The sequence below is a fragment of the Shewanella sp. SM73 genome (assembly GCF_025653795.1).
GTDB lineage: Bacteria > Pseudomonadota > Gammaproteobacteria > Enterobacterales > Shewanellaceae > Shewanella > Shewanella oncorhynchi.
The window spans coordinates 380,012-393,788 of sequence record NZ_JAKKRY010000001.1 but is presented as its reverse complement, the minus strand read 5'-3'; the positions used below and the strand labels follow the sequence as shown (position 1 = coordinate 393,788).

The window sequence follows — 13,777 nt, the reverse complement described above, 5'->3', positions numbered from 1 at the left end:
TAAGATACTGAATCAAAAGGCACTTAATCAAAATACACTTGGTCAGAAGACGCTTAGTTTAAATACAGACTAAAAATACTTTGATTGTCAGTTGAGCATTAAATGACTCGCCGATGATAATCCTATCAGGGCGAGCCTTGCTTCTATGGGCTTTCGTCGGTGCAAACCCCATAGACGTACAGGCTGTTATTATTTAACCTGAACTCGGGATAACAAGTGTCGAAAAATCTAAATTTAACAAATAAAATCAATGGCATAAAATTATTCGTTTAAAGCGAAAAATCTATTTGCTGACTGAATGCGCAGATTTTTGCGCATATCAAGGCGCTCTGTCGTACGCCATAGCGGGCTATGGTTAGACAGAGCAACGCAGAGAGGCCCGAAAAGATGCCTATTCAGCGGCTCTGCTTATCCCGAGCTCAGGTTATTTCGTCCAGCGGTCCATCCAACCGAAGACATTAGCATACCATTGCTCTAAGTTTTCAGGTTTTAAGATCCAATGGTTTTCATCAGGGAAAATCAATAACTCTGATGGGATCCCTTTACGCTGCATAAAACTGAATGCCGCTAAACCTTGACCATAAGGGACGCGGAAGTCCTTCTCACCGTGGATAACCAGCATGGGTGTTTTCCAGTTTTCAACATAATTCACGGGGTTAAACTTCTCATATAACGCTTTGTTATCTGAATAAGTGCCGCCAAACTCATGCTCTGCGAACCACACTTCTTCAGTCACGTAATACATAGAACGCATATCGAACAGACCCGCGTGGTTAACTAAGCACTTGAAACCGTCGTTCCAGTTACCTTGGATCCAGTTCATCATGTAGCCGCCGTAAGAACCACCGAGCGCACAGGTGTTTTGCGGATCGAGCCATTTTTGTTGCTGGCTCACCGCTGCTAGGCCTTTTTGCAGATCTTCTAATGGCTTACCCCCCCAATCTTGGCTGATTGAATCCGTAAAGGCTTGGCCGTAACCGGTAGAGCCGTGGAAATCCACCATGACGACGCCATAACCCGCACCCGCCCATAATTGGGCATTCCAACGACCACTGAAGGCATTACCAAATGAACCTTGCGGCCCACCGTGAACGAGATAGGCAATTGGGTATTTTTTCCCTTCTTGGAAGTTCGCCGGTTTGATCCAGTAACCGTAAACGTCTTCGTTATTCCAACCTTTAAAGCTGAACTGTTCAAACTTACCAAACTTGATCTCGGCCAATTTGTCTTTATTCACTTCGGTCAGACGTTTAAGCCCTTCACCTTCAGTCGTAATGCTATAGAGATCGCCCGGTTCAACTAAGGTTTTGCTATCGAAAATCAGTTGTTCGTTAGTGACCGCAATTAAACTGTTCGTGCCATCACTGTAGACAGAACGCACATCGCCAAATTGGGTATTCACTTGGAAAATAGAGACTTGACCTAGGTCTTGTGCCGTCACATACAAGGTACGATTGTCAGGAGCAAACATCAGTGAGTTTGGGCTGCGATCCCATAATGGCGCCACTTCTTTGGTTTGGCCTGTGCTAGTATCGCGCAACATAGTGCCGTAGCGATCTGCTTCAAAACCCGGTTTTTTCATTGCTAAATAGGCCATGTAACGACCATCGCTCGAAAATGTTGGCTGCGCATCCCATGCAAGATTGTCTTTGGTTAAGTTGGTTGCGGTGCCGCCTGTCACTGGCACTTGCCACAAATCATAGTTAGTGGTCCAAGCTTGATCTTTGCTAGGGGCTTTCGCGCTATAAACCACAAACTTACCGTCTGGGGTGAAAGTTACTTCTTCCATACCCGAGAAAGGTTTTGGCGGCGTTTCAGTATCTAAACCTTGAGTCACATCCACTACTTTAGTGAGTTTCTCACCGTTTACAGCGCCAACAAATAAGTGGTTACGGGCGTGGTCTTCCCACGTATCCCAATGGCGAACCATTAACTGCTTGTATTCACGGCCAGTCGATTTACGCTCAGCTTCAGCGGTAAATTTATCCTTTGAACAGGCTAAGTCCTTACACTCGGGGAATACCCGCATGCTAAGTACAACTTGTTTACCGTCGTTTGATAATTTGTAGCCATCAATATCCAAAGGTAAATCAGAAACTTGTACCGCTTCACCGCCCGTTAATGGCAGTTGAAATAACTGGCTTGAACCACTGCGACTAGCAAGGAAATAAATCGACTTGTCGTCATTGGCGAAGCTCACATCGTGCTCAGTGCCCGTGGCAGAGGTCAATTGTAGTGGTTTCGCCTTCGTGTCTATCAAATCTAATAGATACAGATCCGAGCTGGCCTCTCCCTTATCGTTTACCGTTTTAAGACCATAAACTAATTTAGTGCCATCATGGGACACAGTCGCAGAGTGCATCTTATTGAGTTTAATGAGTTGTTGCACAGTAAAAGGCGTTGGATCGGCCGCTTGGGCTGATAACGCCAGTCCCGCAGCGCCGAGCGCCAATAGGAGAGGAGCTATTTTCATTGTTATGTCCGTCTTTGGTTAAACTGGTTCGATAGTTGCGCCAATCATTGCAAGGGTTCTATTGAAATTGCAATAGTTCTACTGAGTTGCAACCGCACGAATGTTAAAAAACGATCTGAGATCGTATCTTTCGAAGATAAGCTTGCCACACTATCGAAACAAAAACGCTCAGGCAAGCCAAATGGCGAACCTGAGCGTATTTTTTTGTGACAAAATGTCAGTGGCGCAGTGTTTTACCTCAAGAACAGATATCAGAGCTCAAACTTAAGCTATTTTGCTTAAAAAGCCATCAAGTTCAATCCGCTGCATCCTCACCTTTACGCTTTCGCGTTGGCGATATTCACTTTCCAAATTGCAGGGCCAGTTTCATGGGCGTTCACACCATGCGAATCCACAGCCACAGTCACTGGCATATCTTGCACATCAAACTCGTAAATCGCTTCCATGCCCAAATCAGCAAAGGCCACGACACGAGAATGTTTAATCGCTTTAGACACTAAATACGCAGCGCCGCCAACGGCCATCAGATATACCGCTTTGTGTTTTTTGATTGATTCAACTGTCGCAGGGCCGCGCTCAGCTTTACCTATCATGCCCATCAAGCCAGTTTTCTCTAACATTAAGTCAGTGAATTTATCCATACGGGTTGCTGTGGTTGGGCCCGCAGGACCGACAACTTCAGCACCTACTGGATCAACTGGGCCAACGTAGTAAATAAACTTACCGGTAAAGTCCACGCCTTCAGGCAGACCTTCACCGCTTTCAATCAGGCTTTGAATGCGCTTATGGGCAGCATCGCGACCTGTGAGCATTTTACCGCTCAGCAGAATGGTTTCACCGCTCTGCCACTGCTCGATATCCGCTTGAGTCACAGTATCTAAGTTAACGCGGCGCACATCATCACCCACTTCACGGGTGATTTCTGGCCAATCGGCCAATGATGGCGGCGTTAATTCCGCAGGACCTGAGCCGTCTAAATGGAAATGTACGTGGCGAGTAGCAGCGCAATTTGGGATCATCACCACAGGCTTTGATGCCGCGTGGGTGGGCGCCGATTTGATTTTAACGTCTAACACTGTGGTTAAACCGCCAAGACCTTGGGCACCTATGCCTAAGTTGTTCGCGCGCTCAAAAATGTCTAACCGCAGCTTTTCTTCGGTCGTTTGCGCGCCACGGGCCATCAACTCATGGATATCTACACTTTCCATCAGCGCTTCTTTGGCTAATACGGCCGCTTTTTCCGCCGTGCCGCCGATGCCTATACCCAACATACCCGGTGGACACCAGCCCGCACCCATAGTCGGTAGCGTTTTTTCTACCCAAGCGGCGATATCATCAGATGGGTTTAACATCACCATCTTAGCTTTGTTTTCACTGCCGCCGCCTTTAGCCGCAATCGCCACTTCGATATGGTTGCCTGGCACCATGTCGATATGCACCACAGATGGGGTGTTATCTTTGGTATTTTTACGGCTGCCAGCAGGATCTGACACTATTGATGCGCGCAGTGGGTTATCAGGATTGGTATAGGCACGACGAACACCTTCGTCGACCATTTCCTGAATCGTCATATCGGTTTTGTCCCATTGGACACCCATACCCACTTTCACGAAAGTGGTCACAATCCCAGTATCTTGACACAGAGGACGCTTACCTTCGGCCGACATACGCGAGTTAATTAAGATCTGGGCAATCGCATCCTTCGCCGCCGCACTTTGTTCACGCTCATAAGCTTGGCTCATGGCATCAACAAAATCCTTCGGGTGGTAATAAGAAATATATTGCAAAGCATCCGCCACACTTTCAATAAAGTCGGCTTGTTTAATCACAGAAGTTTCAGACATTTTATGGTGAGATGACATAGTAGGAGCGCTCCAGCAGCCTTTGCGGCCTAACTTGTTTTTGTTTAATTCTTTCTGGGCCAATATGATACTCTTTCACATCTTTTTGGGCTACATCACATTTTGAATAGGGTTAATCGATGGCAATTAGGGCGTCAAAACAGCTTGCATCGCGCCAACTTGACTGGACATTAAGTACCGCAGCACTGTTCGAACACTTTGCAAATGACACTTGGGCAATTCTGTTAGATTCGGCGAACGCGCCGCATCAAGACGCCAGATTCGACATCATTTGCGCCAATCCTATCGCAACGTTAGTGACTCAGGGCGAGCGTAGCGATATAAAGCTCATCAATACGAGCTTGAGCTTACCCGAGGCAATAGACCCAAACCGTGATCCCTTCGAGTTACTCAACACTTTATTAACCCATTGGTATTCAAAATCTTTTGATTGCGACTTGCCCTTTAGTGGTGGCGCAATGGGCAGTTTTAGCTACGATTTAGGCCGCAGAATTGAATCCCTGCCGATAACGGCCAAGCAAGATATTCAACTGCCAGAGATGAACATCGGCTTTTACGACTGGGCGTTAGTTTTTGATTACCAAGCCCAGTGTTGGCATTTACTGCATTATTTAGGTGAAGCAGCCCTCGACATTGAGTTGAATAAAATTCAAGCGAAAATGGCGCACAAGCCAAATACCACCAGATTCATGCTCACAGGCCCATGGAAAGCACAAATCGATAAGGCCCAATACACGGCAAAATTTGCAGCAGTTCAAGCCTATTTACACAGCGGTGATTGCTATCAAATAAATTTAACCCAAAGATTCGAAGCCCATTATCAAGGCGATGAGTGGTCGGCCTATAGCCAACTGCGCAATGCCAATAAAGCGCCCTTCTCGGCCTTTATGCGTCTGCCGCAAAACACGATTTTGTCGATTTCACCCGAGCGCTTTATTCAGCTTCGCGGTGACGATATTCAAACCAAACCCATCAAAGGCACACTGCCGCGTCATACCGATCCCGCACTGGATGTGAAAGCCGCCAATACACTGGCAAACTCACCAAAAGATCGCGCCGAAAATGTCATGATTGTCGATTTACTGCGTAATGATATCGGCAAAGTGGCGGCGGCAGGCTCAGTACGTGTACCGCATCTGTTTGAGATTGAAAGCTTTCCTGCCGTGCATCACTTAGTCAGTACGGTGACGGCCAAGCTTGATAGCCGATTCACGGCGAGTGATTTACTGCGCGCGGCGTTCCCCGGCGGCTCGATTACCGGCGCACCGAAAATTCGTGCCATGGAAATTATCGAAGAGCTCGAACCTTCACGGCGCAGCCTTTATTGTGGTTCTATGGGTTATATCAGCCAAGACGGCCAAATGGATACCAGCATCACCATTCGCACTATTGTGGCCGAACAGGGCAAACTCTATTGCTGGGCTGGCGGCGGCATAGTGGCGGATTCTGAAGTGGATGCCGAGTACCAAGAAACCTTTGATAAGATCAGCCGTATTTTACCTTTGCTTGGCGCTGCGTCACAAAAGCCGTAAGCTTTAATACTAAACAGTAACGAGAACGTCGATGGATCAAGCGGAATTTAGACTCAGATTTAATCTGCACCCGTTAACGCGGCAAGATCCGGCGGCCTTCCCTCACCTTGGACTGCGCAAAGCCGCAGTGTTGATCCCACTGTTGGAGATTAACGGTGAGCTGAATCTAATTTTGACCCAAAGACCTATGCATCTGCGCGCCCATCCGGGGCAGATCAGTTTCCCAGGCGGTAAAATTGAGCCCTATGATATTGATGCGATTGCGGCCGCGTTAAGGGAAGCAGAAGAGGAAATTGGACTCTCAAGGCATAACGTCGAGGTGGTGGGCACGTTTCCTGCCCATAATACCTTCACAGGGTTTGAAATCACTCCTGTGATAGGCATTATCAAGCAGGCATTTGATTTAAAACTCGATCCCGGTGAGGTAGCCGATTGCTTTACCGTGCCATTAAGCTTTTTTATTGAACCGAATAATCGCCACCAAAAACGCTTTTTACGCCAAGGGCGCTATTACAGCGTGCATTTTATTCCCTATCAACAACGGTTTATCTGGGGTGCGACTGCCGCGATTATCGACCATCTGTGCCGCCAATTAAGCATTCCTGCCGATATCCTCTGACTTCATTTGCCATTGCTAAACCGTTAAAAAGCCAAACTGTTAAATTAGCCAAACAATGGCTAGCTTAAACCACCAAATGGATATACAAACCGGCGACAATAGAGGTTAACAGCAACATGGGAATATTAAACCAATAACCCATACGACTGTGGTGGGCGACATAATAGTTAAACGCTAAACTGACCAAACTAATACCGCCACAAACCCAAATCAAATACTGCAATAATTGGGTTTCATGTGGATCCCAATGGACTCTAAATGTCGCGCCACGGGTCAAATAGGCCCCAACTTCACGGTCTGGCCTTGCATCACTAAACACTAATAGCGCATAGACGGCTATTGCCCAGCCTAAAATGGATAAGGTCGCAAGGATAATTTGAAATATTCTAGTCTTGCTCATACCGCCTCCCGCCGTTTAACTCACTATATCGCTCAATATCGATATTATTAACCTCAGGATACCTTTTTCAGCTTGAGAAAAGCCACCAGCAAGGTAATATAAACCTCCAAAATTTTCATATAAAACGTTTCGTTGGAGAATTAAGCAACAATGAGCATTGCATCTGTCGCATCTGTATTTAAAGGTGAGCACGCCGTCGGTTCTAAAGTCACAGTGCGTGGCTGGGTCAGAACCCGTCGTGACTCTAAAGCCGGCATCTCTTTTTTAGCTGTTTACGACGGCTCTTGCTTTAATCCTATCCAAGGTGTCGTGCCCAATAGCTTAGATAATTACGACAACGAAGTGTTAAAGCTGACTGCGGGTTGTTCTGTTGTGATGACAGGCGACGTGGTGGAATCTCCTGGTGCAGGCCAAGCATTTGAGCTGCAAGTGACTGAACTTGAAGTCGCTGGCTGGGTTGATGATCCAGACACTTACCCAATGGCCGCGAAGCGTCACTCAATTGAACATTTACGCGAATTAGCGCACTTACGCCCACGTACTAACATTATTGGTGCCGTTGCTCGCGTACGTAACTGTCTATCCCAAGCGATTCACCGCTTCTACCACGAAGAAGGCTTTATTTGGGTATCGACCCCACTTATCACAGCATCAGATTGCGAAGGCGCCGGTGAGATGTTCCGCGTATCGACCTTAGATATGGAAAACCTGCCGCGTACTGAAGCGGGTAAAGTCGATTACGATAAAGATTTCTTCGGTAAAGAAGCTTTCCTGACCGTATCAGGCCAGTTGAATGCTGAAACCTACGCCTGTGCACTGTCAAAAGTGTATACCTTTGGCCCGACTTTCCGTGCTGAAAACTCAAACACCAGCCGCCACTTAGCGGAATTCTGGATGGTTGAGCCTGAAGTCGCCTTCGCTAACTTAAACGACATCGCAGGCCTTGCCGAAGCTATGTTGAAATACGCGTTCAATGCCGTCTTAACTGAGCGTATGGACGATTTAACCTTCTTCGCCCAACACGTTGATAAGACTGTGATCGACCGTCTGCAATCTTTCGTTTCAAGCGATTTTGCTCAAGTGGATTACACGGATGCGGTTGAAATTCTGCAAAACTGTGGCAGAACCTTCGAGTTCCCTGTGTCTTGGGGTATCGATTTATCTTCTGAGCATGAGCGTTACTTAGCCGAAGAACACTTCAAAGCCCCTGTGGTAGTGAAGAACTATCCAAAAGATATCAAGGCCTTCTACATGCGCTTAAACGATGACGGTAAAACCGTTGCCGCAATGGACGTGTTAGCCCCAGGTATCGGTGAGATCATCGGTGGCTCTCAACGTGAAGAGCGTTTAGACGTGCTAGATATGCGTCTAGCCGAAATGGATCTGAACCAAGAAGATTACTGGTGGTACCGTGATATGCGCCGTTATGGCACAGTGCCACATGCAGGTTTTGGTCTAGGGTTTGAGCGTTTAGTGTCTTACGTGACGGGCGTGAACAACATTCGTGATGTTATCCCTTTCCCACGTGCACCGCGCACTGCGAACTTCTAATCTCCCTTAACTTGGGACTGCATCGCTAAGACATCTCTATTATGCCTTAGCAAAACGAAAGGAGCTGAATATTCAGCTCCTTTTTTGTTCGTCCATTTTAGTCACATCATGCGGCTAAACAACCATTAATCCGCCAGACTCAACGCCTGCGCAATATATTCCGCGACTCGCTTGGCAGCAATATCATCGATTGACACCAACTTAATATGGCGACGAAATTTGCCACTGCCTTCAAGTACCTGATGTGGATCGCTAAGATTCGCGCCTAAGCTAAACTCCAATGAAACATGCTGTTTATAGGCAAACACACCACAAAAACTGGCTTTGGTGCTAAAGAGTATACCGCCGTATTTAACGGCTTCAGTAATGGCCCGCGACGATGTGGTAGCGGCAGTTTTAACCTCCTGTCGCACCCCCTGCACTATTTCAAACAGACTCGGGCTGGTACATAAAATATCTTCTAACAGTTTTTCAAGTTGCGGCTGATCTTCCATCATGATCTCTTTACCTCTCATACAAGCAAGACTATCTCAGTCAGATTGTAGCGCGCTAATCGGACTGAATAACACCCTATTGAAGCATCCCTAAAAAATAGTGACGTGCAAATAAAAAGGCCAAGCGTGGAGTACGCTTGGCCTTTTGCTGGAGTTGTCCAACTTAGCAAGGCTAAGTCACACGGATAAACACTGCGCCCTAGATTAAAACCCCTTCACACCGGCCATGTCAGGGAGATGATGAGCAATCCCCTTGTGGCAGTCGATACAGGTCTTTTCGCCGCTTGCCAGTGACGTTGAGTGCATCTGCGCCGCTCTGGGTGATTGGCGAGTAAAGTCCATGTAAGTGAAGTTATGGCAGTTACGACACTCGAGCGAATCATTGGCCTTTAACCTTGCCCACTCATGTTCTGCCAGTTCACGACGCTTATCTTCAAACTTCTCACGGGTATTAATCGTCCCAAAAACCTTACCCCACACTTCCTTAGATGCCTGCATCTTACGGGCAATTTTATCGGTCCAGTTATGCGGTACGTGGCAATCGGGACACGTCGCCCGCACGCCACTGCGGTTAGTAAAATGAATCGTCGTCTGTAGCTCTTGATAGACGTTATTTTCCATCTCATGGCAACCAATACAGAAAGCTTCTTGGTTGGTCACTTCTAGGGCAGTGTTAAATCCGCCCCAGAAAATCACGCCAGCCACAAAACCACCTAAGGTCAAAAAACCTAAACTGTAATGCACACTCGGACGATTGAGTACCTGCCAGATTTTTTTCAGTTTATCTAACATGCTAACTCCTAGTGTTTTTTCTGCTCAGTGTTGGCTTTGATCAGATGTTCCATATCCACAAAGTCGTTTTCGACCAGTAACTTGGCATCTAACTGCGGCACATGACACTGAGTGCAGAAATAGCGGCGCGGCGATAACTCGGCTAAGAAGTTATTGTCCCTGTCCATAAAATGCGTGACGCTGACCATAGGTGCTTGCGAGTCCCCAATGCGGCTACGAGCATGGCAAGCCATACACTTATTCACTTTAAGATCAAGCTGATAGCCGTCGATCTTGTGTGGGATCACCGGTGGTTGCATGGGATAGCTGCGCACTTCCTTCACATCGGTATTACGCACACTTTGCATCGCAGGTGGCGTAGGCTCGACATTGATAGGCGCTTGGCGCAGGGTATCAATTTTATCTTCGGGAATACTGGCGGCAGACACACTTGTCATGATGAATGAGCCAAATACCAATAAACCGATCGCTGAGACTAATTTTAGGGTTTTCATCGTGTTCTCCTTAAACCTTGACGATCTTCACCGCACACTTTTTAAAGTCAGTTTGTTTTGACAAGGGATCTGTCGCATCTAAAGTGACTTTATTAATGAGCTGGCTAGCATCAAACCAAGGCACGAACACTAAACCCACGGGCGGTTTATTGCGGCCACGGGTTTCAACTCGGGTCTTAATTTCACCGCGACGGGACACAACGCGAATTTCATCGCCACGGCGCAGACCGCGTTTTTTCGCATCTTCAGGGTGCATAAAACATACGGCATCGGGGAAGGCACGATATAGCTCAGGCACACGTTGGGTCATAGAACCCGAATGCCAGTGTTCCAGCACTCGCCCCGTCGACAACCAGATATCATATTCTTCATCGGGCGCTTCTGCGGCAGGTTCATAGGGCAAAGCGAAAATCACCGCACGACCATCGGGATGACCGTAAAACTCAAAGCCCTTACCTGCTTTAACATAAGGATCTGTGCCTTCACGGAAGCGCCACTTGGTTTCTTTACCATCGACCACAGGCCAACGCAGACCATGAGCCTCATGGTAAACATCAAATGGGGCGAGATCGTGGCCATGGCCGCGGCCAAAGGTCGCATATTCCTCGAATAAGCCTTTTTGGACATAGAAGCCAAAATGTTTAGCCTCATCGTTCAAATACTTAGGATCGGCATCCGCAAGCGGGAACTTATCAACATTACCGTTCTGATACAGGACTTCGAATAGGGTTTTCCCTTTGAACTCAGGGTTCGCCGCTAATACATCCTTAGGCCAGACTTCGTCTGTGGTGAAACGCTTCGCAAACTCCATCAATTGCCACAGATCCGAATGGGACTCACCCGGTGCCTGCACCATTTGATGCCAAAACTGAGTACGGCGCTCGGCGTTACCGTAGGCGCCCTCTTTTTCCACCCACATAGCGGTGGGCAAAATCAAATCGGCAGCTTGAGTCGTCACCGTCGGATAGGCATCGGACACCACGATAAAGTTGGCTGGGTTACGGTAACCCGGTAAACCTTCTTCATTGATGTTTGGGCCCGCCTGCATATTGTTGTTCACTTGCACCCAGTAACAATTTAAGTCGCCATCTTTTAGACGACGGTTTTGCTCGACGGCGTGATAACCGGGTTTAGGTGGAATAATGCCGCTTGGGATCTTCCAAATATCTTCGGCATGCTTTCTGTGTTCAGGATTGGTCACGACCATATCAGCAGGTAAACGATGGGAAAACGTCCCCACTTCACGGGCCGTGCCACAGGCTGATGGTTGACCCGTCAAAGAGAATGGACTGTTACCTGGGGTTGAAATTTTACCCATCAAGAGATGAATGTTATAAATCAGGTTGTTACACCACACACCTCGGGTATGTTGGTTAAAACCCATGGTCCAAAATGAGGTCACTTTGATGTCGGGATCGGCATACAGCTTGGCCAGCGCAATCAGTTTATCCTCAGGCACGCCCGACAACTTACTGACTTTTTCGACGCTATAATCCGCCACGAAGGCTTTAAAGGTCTCAAAATCAATTGGGGTTGAATCCCCCGCCGTTTTAACATTTTTCGCTTTTTTCTCAAGGGGATGTGTCGGGCGTAAACCATAACCAATATCTGTTGTGCCCTGACGGAAGTTAACGTGTTTCTTCACGAAGTCCCAGTTCACTTTATCATTCTGAATGATGTAGTTAGCTATGTAGTTCAAAATGGCTAAATCGGTTTGCGGGGTGAACACGATCGGCAAGTCGGCCAAATCGAAGGATCTGTGTTCAAACGTCGACAACACGGCCACTTTTACATGGCTGGCACTGAGACGTCGGTCTGTCACTCGACTCCAGAGGATCGGGTGCATCTCCGCCATATTCGAGCCCCAAAGGACAAAGGCATCGGCGGCTTCCATATCGTCATAGCAACCCATAGGTTCGTCGATACCGAAGGTGCGCATAAACCCGACCACGGCTGACGCCATGCAGTGACGCGCATTCGGATCGATATTATTCGATCCAAAACCCGCTTTCATCAACTTAACGGCAGCATAACCTTCCCACACAGTCCATTGGCCCGAGCCAAACATGCCCACAGCAGTTGGCCCTTTGGCTTTAATGGTTTCTTTCCATTTTTGCGCCATGATGTCGAAAGCACTGTCCCAACTGATGGGCGAAAACTCACCGTGCTTGTCGTATTTGCCATCTGTCATCCGCAGCATAGGCGTGGTTAAGCGATCGCTGCCATACATGATTTTCGATAGGAAATAGCCCTTGATACAGTTAAGCCCACGGTTCACTTCACTGTTGGCATCGCCATGGGTGGCAACCACTTTGCCGTCGCGAGTTGCGACAATCACAGAGCAGCCCGTGCCGCAAAAACGGCATGGGGCTTTATTCCACTCTAATTTGGTTTGTTCTGAGCTGGTAATTAAGTTGCTTGCGCCTGCGGGCAAGGCTAAACCAGCGGCGCCTGCAGCGGCAATCACCGCATTGGCCTTGATAAAGTCACGTCTGTTCATATTCATTCTTCACCCTCTTCGAGCACTTCACTCTGGTGGTAAACCATAGTGGCTGATAACACGCCCGGAATGGCATTGATCGCTTCGATACTGTCCATCAAGGCGCGTTGCGTCTCGCCTTCGATCACGACGACCAATTTCACTTCGTTGTTGACGGAAAGTTCGGCATTTTCAATGGTCATTATTTGTTGTCTAACATCTGCCATTTTCTGCGGTAAGACCTGCACCACTAAACTGGTGATATGGAGTTCTTTGCTCATCCGACATTCCACTCTTATTTTTAACTATTTGATGATGTTACGTTTAACCAGCGCCCGGTGGACCCGTCAAAATTTGGCTGAACCAAATAGCAAAGCCCAGACCACTGACCAGTAGTACGGACAATAACGGTGCGAGAAACACGGTTAAAAAGATAAAGATTTTCAGTTCTAAGGATTTTTCTTCTGCGGTGCTAGCACTCATGCATCCTCCAAGAGGTGTGTTCCTGCCACTTTGAATGCGCTGCAAAAAATCGCCAGCGGCAGGCTTTATGTATATCTATTGCATCTTTGGATCACGAAGCGATCATACCTTTTAGTTGTTAACAAAATGTATACCTCCAAATTGGTAAAGCGGATGATGCTTGATCCAGATCATCAATTTGATGTGAGTATTCGTCAGATCTCAGTTTTTAAACGTTTTTTGCAATTACAAATTAGATGATTGAATTGATTTTATGATTAATAAGCGACTGAAATGGATAAATCACTGCAAGAAAACAACAGAAAAACCTCAAAAAAAACCTGAGTATTCATAAAGGAGTAGGCAGTAGAAAGGTGTAAAAACATGCGAGATAACGACTTGATCCCAAAAGAAAGATATTCGGCATAAAAGCATCGCTGCCACCCAGAAAAAGCGCTCATTTCATGGCGCATCACTGGAGGTATATCGCGTGAGCAGAGTAAGCATAGGGAAAATAAAAAACCGAGAAAATAGTTAGTTTTCTCGGTTTATTTAGTCATTTTTTGATCGCGTTATTGTTACATCAATCGGACAAAGACGCTCAGCTCGACCTTTAAAT

The 13,777-nt window shown here is 47.2% G+C and carries 12 protein-coding genes; 3 read left to right on the top strand and 9 right to left on the bottom strand.

The window, feature by feature from the left end; all coding sequences use genetic code 11:
• Positions 1–424: 424 nt before the first annotated feature.
• Positions 425–2,473, bottom strand: a complete 2,049-nt coding sequence (locus L5M51_RS01765; RefSeq protein WP_263171267.1) for an alpha/beta hydrolase family protein — start codon at positions 2,471–2,473, stop codon at positions 425–427.
• Positions 2,474–2,790: 317 nt separating this feature from the next.
• Positions 2,791–4,335 (bottom strand): fumarate hydratase, encoded by a 1,545-nt coding sequence (locus L5M51_RS01760; RefSeq protein ID WP_131525178.1) that lies wholly within the window; start codon positions 4,333–4,335, stop codon positions 2,791–2,793.
• Between the two features lie 119 nt (positions 4,336–4,454).
• Between L5M51_RS01760 and pabB the strand changes: the two genes are divergently transcribed.
• A complete protein-coding gene (pabB, locus tag L5M51_RS01755) occupies positions 4,455–5,867 on the top strand; it encodes an aminodeoxychorismate synthase component I (protein WP_263171265.1) in 1,413 nt (470 codons plus the stop codon).
• A gap of 31 nt (positions 5,868–5,898) precedes the next feature.
• The gene (locus L5M51_RS01750) at positions 5,899–6,486 is read left to right on the top strand and encodes a CoA pyrophosphatase (RefSeq protein ID WP_263144800.1); all 588 of its coding nucleotides are present in this window, start codon (positions 5,899–5,901) and stop codon (positions 6,484–6,486) included.
• 64 nt (positions 6,487–6,550) lie between these two features.
• Here the strand turns inward: L5M51_RS01750 and L5M51_RS01745 are convergent, their stop codons facing one another.
• Entirely contained in the window at positions 6,551–6,886 is a 336-nt protein-coding gene (locus L5M51_RS01745; protein ID WP_113939548.1) for a hypothetical protein, read from the bottom strand.
• Positions 6,887–7,036: 150 nt separating this feature from the next.
• On the opposite strand from L5M51_RS01745, the gene asnS reads away from it, so the two are divergent.
• A complete protein-coding gene (gene asnS, locus L5M51_RS01740) occupies positions 7,037–8,437 on the top strand; it encodes an asparagine--tRNA ligase (protein WP_105252305.1) in 1,401 nt (466 codons plus the stop codon).
• A 125-nt stretch (positions 8,438–8,562) separates the two neighbouring features.
• Here asnS and L5M51_RS01735 read toward each other — a convergent pair whose 3' ends face one another.
• From L5M51_RS01735 to L5M51_RS01710, 6 genes are all read right to left on the bottom strand, one after another.
• A complete protein-coding gene (locus tag L5M51_RS01735; protein WP_251073338.1) occupies positions 8,563–8,934 on the bottom strand; it encodes a DUF1801 domain-containing protein in 372 nt (123 codons plus the stop codon).
• 201 nt (positions 8,935–9,135) lie between these two features.
• The gene (locus L5M51_RS01730; protein WP_028760143.1) at positions 9,136–9,723 is read right to left on the bottom strand and encodes a cytochrome c3 family protein; all 588 of its coding nucleotides are present in this window, start codon (positions 9,721–9,723) and stop codon (positions 9,136–9,138) included.
• A gap of 8 nt (positions 9,724–9,731) precedes the next feature.
• Positions 9,732–10,217: a nitrate reductase cytochrome c-type subunit gene (locus tag L5M51_RS01725; protein WP_028760144.1), complete on the bottom strand. Its 486-nt coding sequence runs from the start codon at positions 10,215–10,217 to the stop codon at positions 9,732–9,734.
• Between the two features lie 10 nt (positions 10,218–10,227).
• Positions 10,228–12,717, bottom strand: coding sequence for a nitrate reductase catalytic subunit NapA (napA, locus tag L5M51_RS01720; RefSeq protein WP_028760145.1), 2,490 nt, complete (start codon positions 12,715–12,717; stop codon positions 10,228–10,230).
• Between the two features lie 2 nt (positions 12,718–12,719).
• Positions 12,720–12,977 (bottom strand): chaperone NapD, encoded by a 258-nt coding sequence (locus L5M51_RS01715; RefSeq protein ID WP_028760146.1) that lies wholly within the window; start codon positions 12,975–12,977, stop codon positions 12,720–12,722.
• Positions 12,978–13,020: 43 nt separating this feature from the next.
• Positions 13,021–13,179, bottom strand: coding sequence for a nitrate reductase (locus tag L5M51_RS01710; RefSeq protein WP_028760147.1), 159 nt, complete (start codon positions 13,177–13,179; stop codon positions 13,021–13,023).
• Between the last annotated feature and the right edge of the window lie 598 nt (positions 13,180–13,777).